Annotated in this window: 21 protein-coding genes; 8 read left to right on the top strand and 13 right to left on the bottom strand. The window is 70.8% G+C overall.

Annotation, left to right across the window (positions count from 1 at the left end; all coding sequences use genetic code 11):
* Nucleotides 1-60: 60 nt before the first annotated feature.
* From HJ588_RS11035 to HJ588_RS11005, 7 genes are all read right to left on the bottom strand, one after another.
* A complete protein-coding gene (locus tag HJ588_RS11035) occupies nucleotides 61-1,089 on the bottom strand; it encodes a glycerate kinase (RefSeq protein WP_171154894.1) in 1,029 nt (342 codons plus the stop codon).
* 162 nt (nucleotides 1,090-1,251) lie between these two features.
* Nucleotides 1,252-1,947, bottom strand: coding sequence for a M50 family metallopeptidase (locus HJ588_RS11030; protein WP_171154892.1), 696 nt, complete (start codon nucleotides 1,945-1,947; stop codon nucleotides 1,252-1,254).
* 126 nt (nucleotides 1,948-2,073) lie between these two features.
* Entirely contained in the window at nucleotides 2,074-2,457 is a 384-nt protein-coding gene (locus tag HJ588_RS11025; RefSeq protein WP_171154890.1) for a HicB family toxin-antitoxin system, read from the bottom strand.
* Nucleotides 2,454-2,660, bottom strand: a complete 207-nt coding sequence (locus HJ588_RS11020) for a type II toxin-antitoxin system HicA family toxin (protein WP_171154888.1) — start codon at nucleotides 2,658-2,660, stop codon at nucleotides 2,454-2,456. The genes HJ588_RS11025 and HJ588_RS11020 overlap by 4 nt, the downstream gene beginning before the upstream one ends.
* Before the next feature lie 72 nt (nucleotides 2,661-2,732).
* A complete protein-coding gene (locus HJ588_RS11015) occupies nucleotides 2,733-3,695 on the bottom strand; it encodes a nucleoside hydrolase (RefSeq protein WP_343036675.1) in 963 nt (320 codons plus the stop codon).
* On the bottom strand, nucleotides 3,692-4,726 hold the full coding sequence (locus HJ588_RS11010; protein WP_171154886.1) for a glutathione S-transferase family protein: 1,035 nt from the start codon (nucleotides 4,724-4,726) through the stop codon (nucleotides 3,692-3,694). The genes HJ588_RS11015 and HJ588_RS11010 overlap by 4 nt, the downstream gene beginning before the upstream one ends.
* Before the next feature lie 6 nt (nucleotides 4,727-4,732).
* Nucleotides 4,733-6,124 carry a dipeptidase gene (locus HJ588_RS11005; RefSeq protein WP_425483540.1) on the bottom strand — a complete coding sequence of 464 codons (1,392 nt, stop codon included), beginning with the start codon at nucleotides 6,122-6,124 and terminating at the stop codon, nucleotides 4,733-4,735.
* A 78-nt stretch (nucleotides 6,125-6,202) separates the two neighbouring features.
* Here HJ588_RS11005 and HJ588_RS11000 point away from each other — a divergent pair, with 78 nt between their 5' ends.
* On the top strand, nucleotides 6,203-6,808 hold the full coding sequence (locus HJ588_RS11000; RefSeq protein WP_343036674.1) for a DUF3043 domain-containing protein: 606 nt from the start codon (nucleotides 6,203-6,205) through the stop codon (nucleotides 6,806-6,808).
* Nucleotides 6,809-6,890: 82 nt separating this feature from the next.
* Here HJ588_RS11000 and HJ588_RS10995 read toward each other — a convergent pair whose 3' ends face one another.
* From HJ588_RS10995 to HJ588_RS10985, 3 genes are all read right to left on the bottom strand, one after another.
* Nucleotides 6,891-7,103, bottom strand: coding sequence for a hypothetical protein (locus HJ588_RS10995; RefSeq protein WP_171154883.1), 213 nt, complete (start codon nucleotides 7,101-7,103; stop codon nucleotides 6,891-6,893).
* Nucleotides 7,104-7,188: 85 nt separating this feature from the next.
* Entirely contained in the window at nucleotides 7,189-7,992 is an 804-nt protein-coding gene (locus HJ588_RS10990; protein ID WP_171154881.1) for an ABC-2 transporter permease, read from the bottom strand.
* Nucleotides 7,989-8,888: an ABC transporter ATP-binding protein gene (locus HJ588_RS10985; protein ID WP_171154879.1), complete on the bottom strand. Its 900-nt coding sequence runs from the start codon at nucleotides 8,886-8,888 to the stop codon at nucleotides 7,989-7,991. The genes HJ588_RS10990 and HJ588_RS10985 overlap by 4 nt, the downstream gene beginning before the upstream one ends.
* Nucleotides 8,889-8,999: 111 nt before the next feature.
* Between HJ588_RS10985 and HJ588_RS20025 the strand changes: the two genes are divergently transcribed.
* The 3 genes from HJ588_RS20025 to HJ588_RS10970 are packed head-to-tail and all read left to right on the top strand — an operon-like array spanning nucleotide 9,000 to nucleotide 11,563.
* Entirely contained in the window at nucleotides 9,000-10,202 is a 1,203-nt protein-coding gene (locus tag HJ588_RS20025; RefSeq protein WP_171154877.1) for a histidine kinase, read from the top strand.
* Nucleotides 10,183-10,878 carry a response regulator gene (locus tag HJ588_RS10975; RefSeq protein ID WP_343036673.1) on the top strand — a complete coding sequence of 232 codons (696 nt, stop codon included), beginning with the start codon at nucleotides 10,183-10,185 and terminating at the stop codon, nucleotides 10,876-10,878. The genes HJ588_RS20025 and HJ588_RS10975 overlap by 20 nt, the downstream gene beginning before the upstream one ends.
* A gap of 55 nt (nucleotides 10,879-10,933) precedes the next feature.
* Nucleotides 10,934-11,563 carry a DUF937 domain-containing protein gene (locus tag HJ588_RS10970; protein ID WP_171154875.1) on the top strand — a complete coding sequence of 210 codons (630 nt, stop codon included), beginning with the start codon at nucleotides 10,934-10,936 and terminating at the stop codon, nucleotides 11,561-11,563.
* 45 nt (nucleotides 11,564-11,608) lie between these two features.
* Here HJ588_RS10970 and HJ588_RS10965 read toward each other — a convergent pair whose 3' ends face one another.
* On the bottom strand, nucleotides 11,609-12,760 hold the full coding sequence (locus tag HJ588_RS10965; protein ID WP_171154873.1) for an NAD(P)-dependent malic enzyme: 1,152 nt from the start codon (nucleotides 12,758-12,760) through the stop codon (nucleotides 11,609-11,611).
* Nucleotides 12,761-12,908: 148 nt separating this feature from the next.
* Between HJ588_RS10965 and HJ588_RS10960 the strand changes: the two genes are divergently transcribed.
* Nucleotides 12,909-13,445, top strand: a complete 537-nt coding sequence (locus HJ588_RS10960) for a bifunctional adenosylcobinamide kinase/adenosylcobinamide-phosphate guanylyltransferase (protein ID WP_171154871.1) — start codon at nucleotides 12,909-12,911, stop codon at nucleotides 13,443-13,445.
* A gap of 41 nt (nucleotides 13,446-13,486) precedes the next feature.
* Here the strand turns inward: HJ588_RS10960 and gcvT are convergent, their stop codons facing one another.
* Nucleotides 13,487-14,590 (bottom strand): glycine cleavage system aminomethyltransferase GcvT, encoded by a 1,104-nt coding sequence (gcvT, locus tag HJ588_RS10955; RefSeq protein ID WP_171154869.1) that lies wholly within the window; start codon nucleotides 14,588-14,590, stop codon nucleotides 13,487-13,489.
* A gap of 105 nt (nucleotides 14,591-14,695) precedes the next feature.
* On the opposite strand from gcvT, the gene HJ588_RS10950 reads away from it, so the two are divergent.
* Complete coding sequence (locus HJ588_RS10950) at nucleotides 14,696-16,195, top strand: leucyl aminopeptidase (protein ID WP_171154867.1); 1,500 nt, start codon at nucleotides 14,696-14,698, stop codon at nucleotides 16,193-16,195.
* Between the two features lie 93 nt (nucleotides 16,196-16,288).
* On the opposite strand, the gene HJ588_RS19435 is transcribed toward HJ588_RS10950, so the two are convergent.
* Nucleotides 16,289-16,468, bottom strand: coding sequence for a DUF5302 family protein (locus tag HJ588_RS19435; protein ID WP_171154864.1), 180 nt, complete (start codon nucleotides 16,466-16,468; stop codon nucleotides 16,289-16,291).
* 183 nt (nucleotides 16,469-16,651) lie between these two features.
* Between HJ588_RS19435 and lpdA the strand changes: the two genes are divergently transcribed.
* Nucleotides 16,652-18,031 carry a dihydrolipoyl dehydrogenase gene (gene lpdA, locus HJ588_RS10940; protein ID WP_171154862.1) on the top strand — a complete coding sequence of 460 codons (1,380 nt, stop codon included), beginning with the start codon at nucleotides 16,652-16,654 and terminating at the stop codon, nucleotides 18,029-18,031.
* A gap of 44 nt (nucleotides 18,032-18,075) precedes the next feature.
* The gene (gene sucB / locus HJ588_RS10935) at nucleotides 18,076-20,010 is read left to right on the top strand and encodes a 2-oxoglutarate dehydrogenase, E2 component, dihydrolipoamide succinyltransferase (protein ID WP_171154860.1); all 1,935 of its coding nucleotides are present in this window, start codon (nucleotides 18,076-18,078) and stop codon (nucleotides 20,008-20,010) included.
* The last annotated feature ends 6 nt before the right edge of the window (nucleotides 20,011-20,016 follow it).

Here is a 20,016-nt window from a genome sequence, read left to right as displayed (position 1 = left end):
TCCAACAGTGGGTGCCGGTCGATCATTCCCGCGTCTGTCCCACCAGCGTACGTCGCCGGCTCAGACTCCGCGCCAGGTGCCTGCCAGTCGGCGCGCCATGGCCTGCAACGCCTGCGGCAGATCGGCGCGAGCCGGCGCGGGGCGACGGCTCATCGGGTCGACGAGGGCGTATGCCGCGGACGCCCCGAGCGACATGGTCTCGCGGCGGCCGACCTCGACCTGCTCGGCGAGCACCAGCGACGGTCGGGCGGCGTCGCCGGCCGCGCCGACGACGGTCGCGACGACCGCGTGCTCCAGGCTGCGCCAGTCGAAGACACGGGTGCCGACCACGACCAGGTCGCTCGCGGCGACGCGGTCGGCGAGCCCCACAGTCTCGGCGAAGAGCTCCGGGCCGGGACGCAGGCGCCCGCCCAGGGCGGCGAGCGCGAAACCGATGCCGCCGCCCGCTCCGGCTCCTGCCTCGCGGTCGGCACGGTGCTCCTTGCCGGTGAGCAGGTCCTTGCGGGCCGGGATCAGCCGGCGCACCTGATCGGCATACGCGCCCATCGATCGCTCGCGGTCCTGCGCCTGCTGCTTGCTCCAGCCGAGCCCCTCGACGGCCGCCGCGGCCGCGCCCTGCAGGCCCAGCAACGGGATGTCGGTGTCGCAGGCTGCGGTCAGCCGTATGCCGGTGAGCCGCTCACGGGCCGCCGGCAGCGCGACAGCGAGGTCGGGGTGCCCGCCGAGTGCGGTGATCAGCCCGTGCCCTCCGTCGACCCCGGCGACCTCGCCGACGCCGACGACCACGCGGCCGGCGCCCTGGTCGAGGGCCGCTCCGATGGCGTGACCGAGCCGGGTGGAGTCGCCGCCCGGGCTGAGTTCGGCGGCATCGAGGTAGGTCACGCCGTCGTGGTCGAGGTGGCCGGCCGCGCCGACCGCTCCCCCGAGTGCCCGCTCCACCGCGTCGACGAAGCCGACGCCGCCGGCGGAGAACGGCACCGCCTCGACCTCGACGTCGGGCTGCCGCTGCTGCCAGCCCTCGGCGATCGCGGCGGTCACCGCGTCGGCGGACAGGTCGGCCCAGTGGTCACTGCAGATGAGGACGCGCACCGCTCCATTGTGCGGGTCGGTCGCTCAGTGCCGCCGCTGCATGTCCCACGCCGACCCATACCAGGCGAGCCGCCCCGGATGGCCCTTCCGCGTGCAGCCGGCGAGGGTGCGGGTGAAGGCGTCGACGTCCTCCAGGTCCATCAACCCAGCGTATGCCGGGAATCAGGCGAGCATCAGCCATCCGCCGAGACCCAGGCAGGCGAGCGCGACAAGGAGCATCAGTGTGACCCACAGCCCGGCCGGGATCGGGGTGATGCGTGCGAGCTGGTCGGGGTCGGAGCCGCGCCCGCGTCCGGCGCGCCGGGTGCGTTGCAGGTCGATGATTGACCACGGGCAGGCAAGGAGCAGGAACCAGGTGATCGTCTGCGCCACACCGACCTGCACGTCGTCGGAGAGCCACCAGGTGACCGCGAAGAGCGCGATCCCGCTGACCAGCACCACCCAGAGCCCGTAGAGGTTGCGAATCTGCAGCAACAGCAACGTCAGCGCGCCGAGCAGCAACCAGAGGGCGGCAACCGCGTGACCGCTGTGCAGCACCGACGCGAGCAGCAGGCCGAGCACGCCGGGACCGACATACCCGGCGAAAAGCGTTGCGACCATGCCAAATCCGCGAGCTCGGCCGCGAGAGACCGTGAGGCCTGAGCTGTCCGAGTGCAGCCGTATCCCGGACAGGCTACGCCCGGCGAGCAGTGCCACGACGCCGTGCGCACCCTCGTGAGCGACCGTCACCACGTGCCGGCTCGCGCGCCACGCAGGAGCCCAGAGGATGCAGGCGGCGGCCACGAGGGCGAGAGCCGCGGTCACCCGCGCGTCCAGCGGCGCGTTCGTCGCCGTCGCGCGCTGCCACCACTGGTCCACGCCATCGCAACGGGCGGCGCGGCCGCGGTGTTCCGCTATGAAATCGCTGTGCCGAACGAAATCCGTTGCGCGGCAGACGTGGTCGCCAACGGCGGCAGCTACCTTCGTCTTGCGGCGGCCGGAGCTCTACTTCCCCGACACCAACTGGTGCGCTCTTTGATATGACACTCCGATCGCCGCACCGATGTCCCGCACCGGAACGTCGGAGTCAGCCAACTCGAGGGCCACCCGCCGCGCTTGTGACATCGCCTCGGCCTCCGCTTCCCGAGCCTTCGCTCTGACCAGGACGAGATCACCTAGCACGCCGCCGAATTCATGTCCGCCCGCCACGATTGACGTCACCTTCACCGAGACGGCCGAGGGCGGCACATCTTGATCAACCATGATGTAGTCGGCAGCCTCGGCTTCCACGTCCGCCAGGCGACGTGCCTGAGTCAGACCGTCGATGGCAGGGATGTCGATCATCCACCAGCCGTCCTCATGGCGGGCGTGAATCTCATACTCCATCACGCGCTCTCCTTGCACTCGCTCATGGCCTTCTGCAGCTTCCGCAGGACTCCAGGACTGATCGACTTGTGCCCATCCGGGAGGCTGAACGAGTGGCGAGCCGTCGGGCAGGTCCAATGCGTGTGCGAACCACGCCTGCGAACGACGACCCAGCCCGCGTCGCGCAGCATCTTCTGGACTTCGCGGCTCGGCTTCCCCGCAATCACCAGTTTAGTCAAGCGCTATAGACGCAAACAAGTCAAGAGAGATAGACACTTTAGTGTGAACGGGTGCCGCGCTCAGCTGCCGCCGACCGTGCGGAGCCAGAGGTCCGCGTAGCGCTGCGCGTCCACCTCGAGGGCGACGTCCACGACGGCGCGGGAGCGGCCGTGCGGGTCGTGGTCGAGGTCGCCGCTCCAGTCGCGGGGGTCGACGATCGTCTGGCCGCGGGACCAGCGTCCGGCGAGTTCGACGCGCACCGGAAGCGGGGTGGTGCGGATGCCGTCGGGGTCGATCACGGCGCAGACCGCACCGGCGTCGCCGATGGTGGCCGAGTCGGATCCGAAGCGGTCGCACTGGAATGCGACGAGCTCACCGGCCAGCTGAGCCGGGCCGTGGCCGCCGACGGCCGCCAACGACGCAGCCTGCTCACGCGTCACCGCCGGCCCGTAGAACACGTCCAGGCCATACATCGTCACGGGTATGCCGAGCCCGGCCGCGGCGTCGAGCACGATCGCCGTGGCCTCCGGGTCGTGGAAGACGTTGAACTCGGCCGAGGCGGTCGCGTTGCCGTGACGCGCCGCGCCTCCCATGAAGACGATGCGTGAAATCCCTTGTGCTGCCTCGGGATAGGTCCGCAACAGCAGCGCGATGTTGGTCATCGGGGCGGTCGGCACCAGGGTGACCGGGTCGTCCGTCGAGTCGAGCAACACGTCGCGCAGCAGCTCGACGGCGTGCCGCCGGTCGGGAGCGCGGTCCGTTGCCGCCCAGCCGAGGTCGCCCATCCCGTCCTCGCCGTGCACATGGCGGGCGTGCACCGGCTCCTCCAGCAGCGGCCGCTCCGCCCCCATCGCAACCGGCACGTCATCACGACCGGCGATCTGCAGCACTGCCAACGTGTTACGGGTGACCTGGGCGGCATCGGTGTTGCCACCGACGCACGTCACCGCCCGCAGATCGAGGGCCGGGTGCAGCGCGGCGAGCAGCAGCGCGCACGCGTCGTCGACCCCGGTGTCGACGTCCATCACGACCGGAGTGGTCACGTCAGCAGCAGCCCGTCCGGCCCGAGCACGGGGTTGTCGGCGGAGGGCACCCGCTCGGCGACGGCGATCTCCCCCGGGGCCGTGCCGTCACCGAATGCCTTGCCGCCCAAGGATTCCCGGCCGTGCGGGGTCATCCAGTTGCTGAGGTCCGGGCCCATCGGGACGATGCCGGTCGGGTTGATGTCGCGGTGCACGACGTAGTAGTGCTGCTTGATCTGGGTGAAGTCGACGGTGTCGCCGAAGCCGGGCGTCTGGAACAGGTCACGGGCGTAGCCCCACAGCGCGGGCAGCTCGATCAGCTTGCCGCGATTGCACTTGAAGTGCCCGTGGTAGACCGGATCGAAGCGGACCAGCGTGGTGAAGAGGTTGACGTCCGCCATCGTGATCGCGTCGCCCATGAGGTAACGCTGCCCGGCGAGGCGCTCCTCCAGCCAGTCGAGGGCCGTGAACAGCCGGCCGTACGCCTCGTCATACGCCTCCTGACTGCCGGCGAAGCCGCAGCGGTAGACGCCGTTGTTGACCTCGGTGTAGACGCGCCGCATCACCTCCTCCATCTCGGCCCGCAGTGGCTCCGGGTAGAGATCGGGCGCGCCGTCGCGGAAGTGCTCGGTCCACTGCGTGGCGAGGTCGGTGATCATCGGCGCGAAGTCGTTGGTGACCACGCCGCCGGTCGGCACGTCGACGATCGCCGGCACGGTGATGCCGCGCGGGTAGTCCGGAAACCGCCCGTCGTAGGCGTCTTTCAGCCGTGGGATCTGCAGCACCGGGTCCAGGCCGCCCGGGTCCAGATCGAAGGTCCAGCTGTTCGCGTCGTGGGTCGGTCCGGCCAGCCCCATCGAGATGGCGTCCTCGAGGCCGAGCAGCCGTCGCACGATGATGGCGCGACTCGCCCACGGACAGGCGCGCGCGGCGATCAACCGGTAGCGACCCGGCTCCACCGGCCAGCCGTCCCGCGCGTCACGCGTGATGCGATCGGGGATGTAGTTGGTGTCGCGCGTGAACGACGGTTCGACGTAACTGCCCTGTGCCATCGGTCCTCACTTCGCCTGCGGCAGCCGGGCCAGCAGCAGCGCCTCGGCCAGGCAGACCTTCTCGAACTCGCCGAGGTGCAGGCTCTCGTTGGCGCCGTGGGCGCGGGAGTCGGGGTCCTCGACGCCGGTCACGAGGATCGCGGCATCGGGGAACTTCTCGGCGAACGCCGCGACGAACGGGATCGAACCGCCGACGCCGATGTCGACCGGCTCCGTGCCATCCCACGCGTCGGTGAACGAGCCGCGCGCCACGTCATACACCGGCCCCTGGGCGTCGGCGTCGAAACCGGCACCCTCGTCGTCCAGGCTCACCTCGACCTGTGCGCCCCAGGGCGCGTGGTCGGCCAGGTGCTTGCGCAGCGCGTCGTATGCCGCGCGCGGGTCCTCGTCCGGCGCGATCCGCATCGACACCTTGGCCCGCGCGGACGGCACGAGCGTGTTGGACGCGACGTCGACCGCCGGGGCGTCGATGCCGATCGTGGTGATGGCCGGCTTGGTCCACAACCTAGAGAGCAGCGAGCCGGTGCCGATCGCCTGCACGCCGTCGAGCAGGCCGCTCTCCTCGCGCAACCGCGCCTCGTCGAAGTCGAGGTCGGCGGCCTCCCCCGACTTCAGTCCCGCGACGGCGACGTCGCCGGCGTCGTCGTGGAGGGTGGCGAGCAGCCGGATGAGCGTGCTGATCGCGTCGGGGACGGCGCCGCCGAACATGCCGGAGTGGATGCCGTGGTCGAGCGTGCGGACGGTCACCACGACCCGGATCATCCCGCGCAGCGTGGTGGTGAGCGCCGGGACGCCGACCTTCCAGTTGGTGGAGTCGGCCAGCACGATCGCGTCGGCGGCCAGCTTGTCGCCGTGCTTGTCGAGGATGGTGGCGAGCGAGTCCGAGCCGACCTCCTCCTCGCCCTCGACGAAGATGTTGACGCCGACCGGCGGCTTGCCGTCGTGTGCGCGCAATGCGGCCACGTGGGCCATCACGCCCGCCTTGTCATCGGCCGCGCCTCGGCCGTAGAGCCGCCCGCCGCGTTCGGTCGGCTCGAAGGGCGGGGTGTCCCAGTCGGCGTCCTCGCCGGGCGGCTGCACGTCGTGATGGGCGTAGAGGGTGATGGTCGGCGCGCCCTCCGGCGCCGGCAGGCGTCCGATCACCGCCGGGCGGCCACCCTCGCGGACGATCTGGACCTCGAGTCCTTCGGCGCGCAGCAGGTCGGCCACCGCGTCGGCGCTGCGGTCGACCTGGGTCTGGTCGAACGAGTCGAGCGAGACGCTGGGGATGCGGGTCAGCGCCTCGAGATCGGCGCGGACACCGTCCATGAGTGCGTGGACCTTGGTGCGCAGGGCATCAGAGGCGTCAGCAGCATCAGAGGCATCAGGAGCAACGGAGGCGGCGGTGTCGTCAGTCACGGGGGCCACGCTAGACCGTATGGCGGGCGCCGGTCGTCGTGGCCGGAGCGATCCGGCACAGACCGTAGACTGGGGCACGTGTTCGGCCGCAACAAGACCCCTGAGACCTCGCAAGCCCCCACCGAGGCGATCGCCGTCGACCTCGACAAGGACGCCGCGAAGGCGGGAGTGACCCCGAAGAAGGGCCGACCGACCCCGAGCCGCCGCGAGGCGGAGGCCGCCCGCCGCAAGCCGCTCGTGCCGGTCGACCGCAAGGCCGCCAAGAAGCAGTCCCGCGAGGAGGCTCGCAAGGCGCGCCTCGAGCAGCGCGAGGCGTTCGCGCGGGGCGACGAGAAGGCGCTGCCGCCGCGGGACAAGGGCCCGGTCAAGGCGTTCATCCGCGACTACATCGACTCGCGCTGGAACTTCGGCGAGATCCTGCTGCCGCTGATGCTGGTCGTCCTGGTGCTGACCGTGCTGCCCAACCGCAGCCTGCAGATGGCCGCGTTCTTCTTCCTGTGGCTGGTCGTGCTGGTCGGCATCGTCGACTCGGTGCTGGTGCTGCGCCGCATCAAGAAGCAGATCCGCGAGCGCTTCCACACCGAACCGCCGCGCGGCACCACGTCATACACGATCATGCGGGCCTTCCAGCTGCGGATGGGCCGCCGTCCGATGCCCCGCGTCAAGCGCGGCGACAAGATCTGACGCGCCCTCGACATCTGACGCGCTGACCACGGGGCGCCGATCACGCCCCAGGTCAGGAGCGCTCAGCCCCCGTCAAGACCCGTCAGGAGCCGTCGGACAGCGGCATCGGCCCGTAGACGACGGCGTCGTCCTCGTGCAGCGTCACCGCCGCCACCCCGGCGTCGGCCAGCGACCGCCAGTGCTCGCCCAGCCAGCTCTCCGCGTCGTTCTGGGTCGGGAAGACCGTGGTGACGAGTTCGGGCGCACGGAGCGCGGCGCCAGCGGTGTCTTCGTAGGTCCAGGTCCATCCGCTCATGCGGGCAACCTTAGTGAGGGCAGACGAAAACCCACTGGACTCCCCCGATGGGCCCAGTGGGTTTCGTCGTCGGTGAAGCGGCCGATCAGCCGGACTTCACCTCGCTGTGGGTCATCCGCCAGATGCCCGCGACCATCGGGATGACGAGCCAGATGAGCAAGGACACCCCGAGCTTGGCCCAGTCGTCGCCCTGCATGCTGGCGTCCAGCAACGGCCCCATCGTCTTGGTGGTGTCGGCCCACGCGGAGATGTTCGCCATCCACGAGAAGCTGCCGACCATCGACCACAGGCTCGGAATGAGCAGGTAGGCCACGATCGCGCCGGGGGTGTTCTGGATCAGCATGCCGAAGGCCACGCCGATCGAGATGTAGAGCAGCTGCCCGACGACGATGCCGAGCACCACCTCCCAGCTGATGCTCCACGACGGGTCGCTGCCCCGCACGATGTCGGTCAGCAGGGTGAACACCGCGGCCACGGCGAAGCCGGTGGCGACACCGAGCAGGCCCATGATCGCCGACGCCGCCCACTTGGAGAGCGCTACGCGGGTGCGACGCGGTTCCAGCGTGAACGTCACCAGACCCGTGCGCTGCGACCACTCACTGGTCACCGCGAGGATGCCGATGATCGGCAGCAGCAACTGCAGGACGATCGAGCCGATCTGCAGGAAGTCGTTGAAGTTCTTGTCCTCGGTCGGCTTGCCGGCGAGCATCGGGATCAGCGAGATGCCGACCAGGAGCGCCACCACGACCGCAAGCAGCACCCGTCCGGCGCGCGTGTCGACGAGCTTGCGCAGCTCGAGCTTCACCAGGCGCGCGAACGGCACCCCGGTGATGGTCTCGTCGGCGATGCGGGACGGCATCCGCTCGTCCGCCATCAGTTGTGTGGTCATGCCGCCACTCCTTCACGTGCGTCGGCCGCGGTCAGTTGCAGGAACATCTCCTCCAGGCCGGCGGTGCCCGCCTGGCGCAGCTCGGTCAGCACGACCTGGTGCTCCAGTGCGATGCGGCCGACCTGCTCGGGCAGTGCGTCGGTGTGTATGCCGCCGCCGGTGGCCGGGTTTGCCCCGAAACCGGCGCTTTCCAGCGCGTTCGCCAGCCGCTGGTCGTCGGTGGTGCGCACCGTGGTGCCGGCCGCGGACAGCAGCGCCGACTTCGCGCCCTCGGCCACGATCTTGCCGCGGCCGATGACGACGAGGTCGTCGGCGACGACCTCGACCTCGTGCAGCAGGTGCGACGACAGCAGGACGGTCCCGCCCTCGTCGGCGAAGCCGCGCAGCAGGCCGCGCATCCAGCGGATGCCCGCGGGGTCCAGGCCGTTGGCCGGCTCGTCGAGGATCAGCACCTTGGGGTCGCCGAGCAACGCGTGGGCGATGCCGAGCCGCTGCCGCATACCGAGCGAGTAGTCACGCAGGCGGCGCCGGGACTCCTCCTTGTTGAGGCCGACCAGTTCGAGCATCTCGTCGACGCGTCGCCGCTCCAGACCCATCATGATCGCCCCGAGCGTCAGGATCTCCCGGCCGGTGCGGCCGTTGTGCTGGGCGGCCGCGTCGAGCAGCACGCCGACGTGCCGGCCCGGGTTGGGCAGTTCGGCATAGGGCTTGCCGAGCACGGTCGCGGTGCCGGAGGTGGGTGGGGTCAGGCCGCAGATCATCCGCATGCAGGTCGACTTGCCGGCGCCGTTCGGTCCGAGGAAGCCGGTCACCGTGCCGGGCTGCACCTCGAACGACACCGAGTCGACCGCGGCATACGAACCGTAGCGGCGGGTCAGGTCCTCGACTTTGATCATGGCTCCAGCCTGGCAATCCGAAGGTCGGTCGCACATCGGCCGCGGGGCTGGATCCGACCCCGACTTTGGTATGACGTGGTGCTGCGCCCGCGGACGCATACGCTGGTCGGCGTGAATCTCGCGCTTCCCGGTGTCAGCCGTCGCCGGCACATCTGGGGTGAGACGTGGCGGGAGTTGCTGGCCGTCGCCGTCGGCGCGCTGCTGGTGATCACCCAGGCCGCCAACGATGTGCGCGGCTATCGGGACGGTGAGAACTGGATCCTGCTCGACATCCTGCTCGGGCTGATTTCCTTGGTGCTGTTGCTGTTTCGGCGCCGGTGGCCGCTCGCGATCGCGCTGACACTGGGTGCGGTGTGCGCGCTGTCGACGGCTGCGAACGGCGCTGCGGCGATCGCGCTGATCTCGCTCACCACCCACCGCAGATGGCGTCCGGTGATCGTCGCGTCGGTGGTCTACCTGGCGGGCGGGGTCGTCTACCAGTGGTTCTTCCACTCCCCGGAGGAGACCGAGGGCGACTGGATCGCCGCCTACGTCTTCGGGTTCCTCGCGCTCGGCTTCTGCATCGCGACCGGCCTGGCGATCGGGGCGCGCCGGTTGCTGATCGCCGGTCTGCACGACCGCCTGCTCGACGCCGAGAGCCGCCAGCAGCTGCGGGTCGAGCAGGCCCGGGTCGCCGAACGATCCCGCATCGCGCGGGAGATGCACGACGTGCTGGCTCACCGCATCTCGTTGGTGGCCATGCATTCCGGTGCCCTCGCCTACCGCACGAACCTCAGCCAGGAGGAGTTGCAGGAGTCGTCGGCGATCATCCGCGACAACGCCCACGCCGCGCTCAGCGAGCTGCGCGAGGTGCTGGGCGTGCTGCGTGACCCGCCGGCCGGTGAGGAAGCCGCGCCGGACGCGCCGCAGCCGACGCTGGCCGATCTGCCGTCACTGGTGTCGACCGCGGAGAGCACCGACGGGCCGGCCGAGCTCGACATGCCGTCGGACCTCAGCGGGCTGAGCGACCTGGTGTCGCGCAACGCCTACCGCATCGTCCAGGAGGGCCTGACCAACCGCCGAAAACACGCTCCGGGCAAGAAGATCCACATCGAACTGCGCCACGACGGGGACAGTCTGCGGCTGCGGATGTGGAACCCGTTGCCGCCTGCGTCGGACGCCGACGGTGGGCTGCCCGGTGCCGGCCTCGGTCTGGTCGGGGCGACCGAGCGGGCGGTCCTGGTCGGCGGCGAGCTGACCTCGGGACGCGACCGGGCGGGCGACTTCGTGGTCCGTGCCCGGCTACCGTGGCCCGGTGAGCTCGCCGACTCCTGAGGACCCGTCCACCACGTCGACGCCCATCCGGGTGCTGCTCGTCGATGACGACGCCCTGGTGCGCGCGGGCCTGCGCATCATCCTGCGCGGCGCCGCCGACATCGAGGTGCTGGCCGCCGACCCGGCCGACGGGGCGGCAGGTGCGCAGACGGTGGCGACCGAGCGGCCCGACGTGGTCCTGATGGACATCCGGATGCCGGTCATGGACGGCATCGAGGCGACGAAACGGATTCTGGCGCAACCAGATCCGCCTCAGGTGATCGTGCTGACGACGTTCGACTCCGACGACCTGATCGTCCAGGCGCTGCGCGCCGGCGCGAGCGGCTTCCTGCTCAAGGACACCCCGCCCGAGCGTCTGGTGGACGCCGTCCGGGCGGTCGCCGCCGGCGACCCGATCCTGTCGCCGTCGGTGACCCGGCAGCTGGTGGACCGGGTGACGGCCGGACCGGACCGCGATCGTCAGGCCGCGCGCGACAAGCTCACCGTGCTCACCGACCGCGAGCGCGAGGTCGCCGCTCTGATCGGCGAGGGCCTGTCCAACGCCGACATCGCGCGCCAGCTCTACATGAGCGTGCCGACCGTGAAGGCGCACGTGTCGCGGGTGCTGACCAAGCTCGCCGCCGACAACCGGGTGCAGGTCGCGATCCTCGTGCACGAATCGAGCCGTTCCGACTGAGCCCTCGGGCCGCTACGCTCACCGCGTCATCCGTCACTCACGACAAGGACGAGCAATGAGCGCATCATCGGACATCCTCGGTCAGCTCCCGATCGACCAGATCGCCGCGCAGGTCGGCTCCGACCCGCAGCAGGTGCAGGCCGCGGCCGAGCAGGTCGTGCCGGCGCTGCTCGGCGGCATGCAGGCCAATGCGGCGGACGCGGGCGGCGCGGCGTCGCTCACCGAGGCGCTCAGCCAGCACCAGGACCGCGACCCCTCGACCGTCCAGCCGGAGGAGGCGGACAAGATCGTCGGCAACGTCTTCGGCGGCAACACCGACCAGGTGGTGCAGCAACTCGGCGGCCTCGGCGGCGGCAACGACCTGGTCCGCAAACTGCTGCCGATCCTCGCCCCGATCGTCCTGAAGTACCTCGCCGACCGGGTGCTCGGCGGCAAGCAGGCGCCGCAGCCGACCGGGAGCAACACCGGTGCGCAGCCTCCCGCGGGCGGCCAGGAGCCGGCCGGTCAGCAGCAGGCACCCACCGGCGGTCAGCAGACCGGTGGCGGCGGCGGCCTCGGCGACATCCTCGGCAGCATCCTGGGCGGTGGCGGCCAGGGCGGCGCGTCGCAGGGTCAGGCCGGTGCCCTGCCCGGTGGACTCGGCGAGATCCTCGGCGGACTGCTCGGCGGCGGCCGCAAGCAGTAGGCCCGGGCCCGCGACGCAGGTCCGGCCGCAGACCGCGGGCCGGGCTCAGGCGTGTGCCCGGACCGCCTCCGCGACCGCCGGCGCGACGCGCTCGTCGAACACCGACGGCACGATCTCGTCGGCGGTCGGCGTTTCGATCAGGGCCGCGATCGCCTCGGCGGCGGCGAGCTTCATCTGCTCGGTGATGGCCTTGGCGCCGGAGTCGAGCGCACCGCGGAACAGCCCCGGGAACGCCAGCACGTTGTTGATCTGGTTGGGAAAGTCCGACCGCCCGGTGGCGACCACCGCGGCGTGCCGTGCGGCGACCTCGGGGTGCACTTCGGGGTCGGGGTTGGCCAACGCGAAAATGATTGCGCCGTCTGCCATTCGGGCGATCGCGTCCTCCGGCACCGACCCACCGGACACCCCGACGAAGACATCGGCGCCGTCGAGTGCGTCGGCCAGTGAGCCGGTCACCTGGCGCGGGTTGGTGCTCTCGGCGAGCTTGCGCTTGTGCGGTCCGAGGTCCTCGCGGGACCGGGAGATCACGCCTCGCGAGTCAGCCACGACCACATTGGGTATGCCGGCACGCTCGAAGATGTTCGCGATCGCGACACCGGCCGCACCCGCCCCGGCGATGACGACCCGGAGCGAGGGAAGCTCCCGACCGACCACCGTGGCCGCGTTGAGCAGCGCGGCGAGCGTGACGATCGCCGTGCCGTGCTGGTCGTCGTGGAAGACCGGGATGTCGAGGCGCTCCTTGAGCGCATCCTCGATGTCGAAGCAGCGCGGCGCGGAGATGTCCTCCAGGTTGATGCCGCCGTAGGTCGGCGCGATGCGCGCGATGGCGTCGACGAGTTCCTCCACCGGGCCGGTCTCCAGGCACACCGGCACCGAGTCGACCCCGCCGAAGTGCTTGAACAGCACCGCCTTTCCCTCCATCACCGGCAGCGCGGCCTCGGGGCCGATGTCGCCAAGGCCCAGGACGGCCGTGCCGTCGGTGACGACCGCGACGGTGTTGTGGCGGGTGGTGTAGCGGAAGGACAGCTCGGGGTCGGCCGCGATCGCGCGGCACACGTCGGCGACACCGGGGGTGTAGAGCAGTGACAGGTCGTCCCGGTCACGAAGCGGTTTAGTCGGTACCGACTCGAGCTTGCCGCCCTCGTGGGCGACGAAAACCGGTCCGCTGACATCGGGTGTGGGGCTGCTCTCACTCATGGCGGCATCAGACAAGCACATCGGGCTGCGCTCGGGCGACCGCTTCTCACGAGACGGCGGCGGGGCTCACCCCTCTCCCCGAACCGACGTTCGATGGCTACGCTCGCTTCGACGCGTGTGATGCGTGTGACGAACGACAGTGACGAGGATGGTGAGCTTGGTGCCGGCGACTCTGGTGCTCGGGGGTCAGGGCAGTGGGCACGGCAGGTATGCCGTGAGCCTCCTGGCGGGGCAGGACGCGGCAACGGTCGCCACCCTCGGCGAGGAGGAGCCCGCACCGGGCAACGACACCGCCGCGTGGCCGGACCACTGGTCGCCCACCCCCACCGACGACCTCGCCCGGACCATCCTGCGTGCCCGCAACGCGGTGCTGGTGCCCGACCTGACCGCGTGGGTGCGGCAGTTGCTCGAGCGGGCCGACGCGTCGTCGGACACCGGCCGCGCGCTGCACACGGTCGCGGGCGCCGCCGACGAGCTGGTCACGCTCTGTCTCGGCGTGCCGTTCGACGTGGTGCTGGTGAGCACCGACGCCGGCGGGGCGCCGGATGCCGGCACCGACGAAGGCCGCACGCTGCACCTGGCCGTGGCGCAGGCCAACCGACTCATCGGCGCGGCGCTCCCCCACGTCGTGCTCGTCGTCGGCGGCCGCGCGCTCGACCTCAGCGACAGCCCCCGCGTCCACTGACCCCGAGTCCACCGAACAGGTCGGCCCGAAACTGTTGTCGCTCAGGCGGTTTCGACCTGCACGAACGGCGGCTTGACCACCTTCGCCGGCAGGTCGCGACCGCGCACGTCGATGACGACCTCGTCGCCCTCGGCCACGCCACGGTCGAGCAACGCCAGCGCGATGCCCTGCTTCAGGGTCGGCGACATGGTGCCCGAGGTGACCTCGCCGATCACCGCACCCGAGGCGTCCTTCACCGCGCAGTGCGTGCGCGGTATGCCGCGCCCGGTCGCGAGCAGGCCCCACGTCAGCCGGTAGCCGCCGGCGTCCTTCTGCCGCTGCAGCGCCTCCTTGCCCCAGAACGCGTCCTTGCCGCGGCCGACCGCCCACCCGGCGCGCGCCATGTTGGGGGTGATGTCGAGCGACAGGTCGTTGCCGTGCAACGGATAGCCCATCTCCGTGCGCAGGGTGTCGCGAGCGCCGAGTCCGCACGGCAGGCCGTCATACGGCGCCATCGCCTCGACCAGTGCGTCCCACAGCGCCGGGGTGTCGTCCCAGCGCGGGACGAGTTCGAAGCCCTTCTCTCCGGTGTAGCCCGACCGCAGCACGATGACCTCGCGGCCTTCCCACTGCGCGACCCGGAAGGACATGTAGTCGAGGTCGGTCGGCAGCCCCAGCGCCGCGACCACCTCGGGCGCCTTCGGGCCCTGCACCGCGATGATGCCGTACTCGGTGTGCTGGTCGGTGATCTCGATGCCCTCGGGCGCCGCGGCCTGCAGCAACCGCACCACCTCGGCGGTGTTGGCCGCGTTGGGCACGACGAAGATCTCGTCCTCGGAGGTGAAGTATTGGATCAGGTCGTCGACGACGCCGGCGGTCGCGTCGTCGAGGCACATCGTGTACTGCGCCTTCGGCGGTGCCACCTTGCGCAGGTCGTTGGTGAAGCAGGAGTTGACGAAGTCGGCCGCGCCCGGCCCGCTGACCAGCGCCTTGCCGAGGTGCGAGACGTCGAAGATGCCGACGCGCTCGCGCACCGCGGTGTGCTCGCGCAGCACCCCGCCACCCGGATACTCGATGGGCATCTGCCATCCGCCGAAATCGGCTAGCTTGGCACCGAGGGCCACATGGCGGTCGTGCAAGGGGGACGTCTTCGGCTCCGCAGTCATGCACCGCACCGTAGCCGGGGCACCGGCGACACCGTGCGGCGACTCTCACCGTCGCGGCGTATCGTCCGCGTCGACCGAATTTCGAATCAGAAGGAGCCCCGCGTCGTGCCGACGTTGACCGTGACAGACACATCCGCCAGCAAGAGCAAGGCCGACGCGGTCGTCGTCCTCGCCGTGCAGCAGGACGGACAGGCGAGGGTCGCGCCGGCGACCGCGCTCGACCGGGCCGCGCAGGAACACGTCGACAACGCGCTCGAGGCGCTGTCCGCGACCGGCGCGGCCGACGAAATCGTCCGTCTGCCAGGCGTTCCCGGTGTCGACGGGCTGGTCGTGGTGAGCGGGTCCGGGCTGGACTCGGCGCCCACCACCGATGACGTGGAGGCCGTACGACGCGCCGCCGGGGCGGCGACCCGGGCGCTGCGGGGCAAGGCCAAGGCGGTCGCCTTCGCGTTCCCGGCCGAGACCACCGAGCTGGTCGTCGCGACCGGCGAGGGCGCGTTGTTCGGTGCCTACGAGTTCGACGCCTACCGGTCGACGAAGACCGCCACCCCGATCGCCAAGGTCACCGTGCTCTCCCCGCTGGCCAAGGACAAGGCAGTCCGCGCCGGCGTGAAGCGGGCGGGCGTCGTGGCGGAGCAGCGCGCATGGGCGCAGGACCTGGTCAACACCCCGCCGCTCGACCTCTACCCCGCGTCCTTCGCCGAGCAGGTGAAGGAGCACTTCGCCGGCAGCAACGTCAAGGTCAAGGTGCAGGACGAGAAGGCCCTCGCCAAGGCGAACGCCGGCGGCCTGGTCGGCGTCGGGCGCGGCTCGGCCCGGCCCCCGCGCCTGGTGACGCTCAGCTACCGGCCCGCGAAGGCCAAGCAGCACCTGGCGTTCGTCGGCAAGGGCATCACCTTCGACTCCGGCGGCCTCTGCATCAAGCCCGCCGAGGGCATGATCACGATGAAGTGCGACATGGCGGGCGCCGCCGCGGTGGCCGCCGGCATCGCCGCCATCGCAGAGCTCGGCCTGCCGGTCGCCGTCACGGCATACCTCTGCCTGGCCGAGAACCTCACCGGCGCCGACGCGCAGCGACCCGGCGACGTCGTCACCATGCCGAACGGCAAGACCGTGGAGGTCATCAACACCGACGCCGAGGGACGCCTGGTGATGGCCGACGGCCTCTGCTTCGCCTCCCGCGAGAAGCCCGACCTGATCGTCGACGTCGCGACCCTCACCGGCGCGGCCGTGCTGTCCCTCGGCTCGCGCACCGCCGCCGCCCTCGGCAACGACGACGCCACCCGGGACGAGGTCGTCGCCGCGGCCACCGCCGCCGGCGAGGACTTCTGGCCGATGCCGCTGCTGCAGCACCTGCGCTCGGGGATGAAGTCGCTCGTCGCCGACACCAAGCACACCGGCCCGCGGATGGGCGGGATGATCGTGGCCGCGCTGTTCCTGCAGGACTTCGTCGGCGACGACAAGGACGGCAACCAGCTGCCGTGGGTGCACCTGGACATCGCGGCCCCGGCATACTCCACCGACGAGAAGTACGGCTACATCGACACCGGCGCCTCCGGTTTCGCGGTGCGCACGCTCGTGCAGCTCGCGGAGGGCCGCGCCTGATCCCGCGACGCGCCTGACCCGGCATACGCGACACAAAGGACAACCCGCACCGAACACTCGGTGCGGGTTGTCCTTGTCTCGAGAGCAGTCCGGTCAGCCCGACTTACGGCGGAACATCTGCTGCGCGCCGCTGGTCTCCGCGCCGTGGGTGCCGTGCACCTTGGAGTGCTCGGAGTTGTCGGAAACGTCCTTGCCGCCGTGCGCGTGCTTCTTGTCCAGGGCCTCGCGGAACTTGCGTTTGACCTCGTCGCTGGGCCCGTTCTTGTCCGTCACGGTCGACCTCCTCGTTGTTGCGGTCCGGCCACTCTCGCACGGCGGGCACCGCCCCAACCAGTGATTAGCCGGTGATCGACGCCATCGGTATCGGTGCCGCCGCCGCGTGACGTGACCGACAGTGCCAAGATGGCGATGCACCACACCTCATCGGCGACGAGACGCAAGGGAGCGCTTCGAGCAATGACGGCAGAAGCCGATTCGTACGACATCGTGATCCTGGGTGGCGGCAGCGGCGGTTACGCCTGCGCCTTCCGCGCCGCGGAGCTCGGCCTGAGCGTCGCGCTCGTCGAGAAGGACAAGGTCGGGGGCACCTGCCTCCATCGCGGTTGCATCCCGACCAAGGCGCTTCTGCACGCGGCCGAGGTCGCCGACACCGCCCGCGAGGGTGAGAAGTTCGGCGTCAAGACAACGTTCGAGTCGGTCGACATGTCGGGCGTGCACAGCTACAAGGACGGCGTCATCGGCCGCCTCTACAAGGGTCTGCAGGGCCTGGTGAAGTCGCACGGCATCACGTATGTCGAGGGCACCGGACGCCTCACCTCACCCACCACGGTCACCGTCGGAGACCGCGTGCTCACCGGCAAGAACATCGTGCTGGCGACCGGCTCCTACGCCAAGACCCTGCCCGGCGTCGAGCTCGGCGGCCGGATCATGACCAGCGACCAGGCGCTCAGCCTGGACCACGTGCCGTCGCGGGTGACCGTGCTCGGCGGCGGCGTCATCGGCGTCGAATTCGCCTCTGTCTTCAACTCGTTCGGCTCCGAGGTCACGATCGTCGAGGCACTCCCCCGGCTGGTCGCCGCCGAGGACCCGGCGATCTCCAAGCAGCTCGAGCGCGCCTTCAAGAAGCGCAAGATCACGGCGCTCACCGGCGCGAAGCTGACCGACGCAAGCCAGGACGGTGACGTCGTGACGGTCACCCTGGAGTCCGGGGAGACCGTGACCTCCGACCTGCTGCTCGTGGCCGTCGGTCGCGGCCCGGTCACCGACGACCTCGGGTATGCCGAGGCCGGCGTCACGCTGGACCGCGGCTACGTGATCACCGACGAGCGCCTGCGCACCGGGGTGCCGGGCGTCTACGCCGTCGGCGACATCGTGCCCGGCCTGCAGCTGGCGCACCGCGGATTCGCGCAGGGGATCTTCGTGGCCGAGGAGATCGCCGGCAAGCAGCCGGCGGTCATCGAGGAGAGCGGAATCCCGCGGGTCACCTACTGCGAGCCCGAGATCGCGTCGGTCGGCCTGACCGAGGAGGCCGCGCACGAACGGCACGGCGAGGTCAGCAGCTACGAGTACAACCTCGGCGGCAACGGCAAGAGCCAGATCCTCGCCACCCAGGGCTTCGTGAAGGTCGTGCGCGCCGCCGACACCGGGGCCGTCGTCGGCGTCCACATGATCGGCGCCCGCATGGGTGAGCAGGTCGGCGAGGCCCAGCTCATCGTCGGCTGGGAGGCGCTGCCGGACGACGTGGCCGGTCTGATCCACGCGCACCCGACCCAGAACGAATCGCTCGGCGAGGCCCACCTCGCGCTCGCCGGAAAGCCGCTCCACGCCCATGCGTGAGACCCGCCTGCAGATTGCATACAGAATCAAGGAGACTGTCATCCATGTCTGAACGCGTGACAATGCCAGCACTCGGCGAGTCGGTGACCGAGGGCACCGTGACTCGCTGGCTCAAGCAGGTGGGCGAAGAGGTTGCGGTCGACGAGCCGCTGCTCGAGGTCTCCACCGACAAGGTCGACACCGAGATCCCGTCTCCGGTCGCCGGCACCCTGCAGGAGGTGCTCGTCGAGGAGGACGAGACGGTGCCGGTCGGCGCCGACCTCGCGGTCATCGGTGACGGTGCCGCCGCCCCGGCGAGCGACTCCGGGTCGGGCGGCGCCCAGCAGGAGCAGGCGCAGCAGGAGCAGGCCGCCCCGCAGGAGCAGGCGCAGCAGCAGGAGGAGCAGGCCGCCCCGCAGCAGTCGGCGGCGCCCGCGTCGCAGGCCGCCCCGGCCGAGGCGCCCTCCACCGAGCAGCAGCAGCCCGCCGAGCAGCCGGTCGCGAACACCGGTGGCGAGGTCAGCGGCGGCGAGAAGATCACCATGCCGGCCCTGGGCGAGTCGGTCACCGAGGGCACCATCACCCGGTGGCTGAAGGCCGAGGGCGAAGAGGTTGCGGTCGACGAGCCGCTGCTCGAGGTCTCCACCGACAAGGTCGACACCGAGGTGCCGTCGCCGATCGCCGGCAAGCTGAGCAAGATCCTGGTCCAGGAGGACGAGACCGTGCCGGTCGGCGCCGACCTGGCGGTCATCGGCGGCGAAGCATCCGGCGGCGGCGCGGCGGCCGCGCCCGCGCAGGAGGCTCCGCAGCAGGAGCAGCCGAAGCAGCAGGCCGCCCCGCAGGAGGCGCCGCAGCAGGAGCAGCCGAAGCAGCAGGCCGCCCCGCAGGAGGCGCCGCAGCAGGAGCAGCCGAAGCAGGAAGCTCCCCAGCAGTCGGCACCTCAGCAGCCCGCGCAGCCGGCCGCACCGGCCGCGTCGCAGACCCCGCCGCCGAGCCCGCAGGCACCGGCCCCGGCGAGCGCGCCGGCCAGTGCTCCGGCTCCCGCCGCGAGCTCCAACCGGGAGGAGCCTGCGTCATACGTCACGCCGCTGGTGCGCAAGCTGGCCGCGGAGCACGACGTCGACCTGTCGACGGTCAAGGGCACCGGCGTCGGTGGCCGCATCCGCAAGCAGGACGTGCTCGACGCCGCCAAGCCGGCCGAGCAGCCGGCCGCTGCCGCGTCCCCGGCACCGGCAGGCGACGCGCCCGCCGCAGCCGCATCGTCGAAATCGTCTGCGGTGCCTGAGGTTTCGGCCAAGCGTGGCACGACCGAGAAGATGACCCGCATGCGCAAGCTGATCGCGCAGCGGATGGTCGAGTCGCTGCAGGTGTCGGCGCAGCTGACCACGGTGGTCGAGGTGGACGTCACCAAGATCGCCCGCCTGCGCGCGCGCAACAAGACCGCGTTCGAGCAGCGCGAGGGCGTCAAGCTCAGCTTCATGCCGTTCTTCGCGCTGGCCGCGGTCGAGGCGCTCAAGGCCTACCCGCAGCTCAACGCCAGCGTCGAGGGCGAGTCGATCGTCTACCACCCGCAGGAGAACCTCGGCATCGCGGTCGACACCGAGAAGGGCCTGTTCGTCCCGGTGATCAAGAACGCCGGCGACCTCAACATCGCCGGCCTCGCGCGCAAGACCGCGGACCTGGCCGAGCGCACCCGCAGCAACAAGGTGACGCCGGACGAGCTCGGCGGCGGCACCTTCACGCTGACCAACACCGGCAGCCGCGGCGCGCTGTTCGACACCCCGATCATCAACCAGCCGCAGGTCGGCATCCTCGGCACCGGCTCGGTCGTCAAGCGACCGGTGGTGGTGACCGACGCCGACGGCGGCGAGACGATCGCGATCCGGTCGATGGTCTACCTGGCGCTGTCCTACGACCACCGGATCGTCGACGGCGCCGACGCGGCCCGCTTCCTCACGGCGATGAAGGAGCGGCTCGAGGAGGGCGCGTTCGAGGTCTGAGCGCCT

Origin of the sequence: Flexivirga aerilata (genome assembly GCF_013002715.1) — a bacterium.
Taxonomy (GTDB): domain Bacteria; phylum Actinomycetota; class Actinomycetes; order Actinomycetales; family Dermatophilaceae; genus Flexivirga; species Flexivirga aerilata.
This window is presented reverse-complemented; position numbering and strand designations above follow the sequence as displayed.

What these genes read in the sequence shown, in the direction of transcription:
- HJ588_RS10995 (WP_171154883.1), bottom strand. Translation starts at nt 7,103, where the DNA reads ATGAGCGGATGGACCTGGACCTACGAAGACACCGCTGGCGCCGCGCTC.
- HJ588_RS10990 (WP_171154881.1), bottom strand. Translation starts at nt 7,992, where the DNA reads ATGACCACACAACTGATGGCGGACGAGCGGATGCCGTCCCGCATCGCC.
- HJ588_RS10965 (WP_171154873.1), bottom strand. Translation starts at nt 12,760, where the DNA reads ATGAGTGAGAGCAGCCCCACACCCGATGTCAGCGGACCGGTTTTCGTC.
- HJ588_RS11010 (WP_171154886.1), bottom strand. Translation starts at nt 4,726, where the DNA reads ATGGCACAGGGCAGTTACGTCGAACCGTCGTTCACGCGCGACACCAAC.
- lpdA (WP_171154862.1), top strand. Translation starts at nt 16,652, where the DNA reads ATGACGGCAGAAGCCGATTCGTACGACATCGTGATCCTGGGTGGCGGC.
- gcvT (WP_171154869.1), bottom strand. Translation starts at nt 14,590, where the DNA reads ATGACTGCGGAGCCGAAGACGTCCCCCTTGCACGACCGCCATGTGGCC.
- HJ588_RS10960 (WP_171154871.1), top strand. Translation starts at nt 12,909, where the DNA reads ATGGTGAGCTTGGTGCCGGCGACTCTGGTGCTCGGGGGTCAGGGCAGT.
- sucB (WP_171154860.1), top strand. Translation starts at nt 18,076, where the DNA reads ATGTCTGAACGCGTGACAATGCCAGCACTCGGCGAGTCGGTGACCGAG.
- HJ588_RS10985 (WP_171154879.1), bottom strand. Translation starts at nt 8,888, where the DNA reads ATGATCAAAGTCGAGGACCTGACCCGCCGCTACGGTTCGTATGCCGCG.
- HJ588_RS10970 (WP_171154875.1), top strand. Translation starts at nt 10,934, where the DNA reads ATGAGCGCATCATCGGACATCCTCGGTCAGCTCCCGATCGACCAGATC.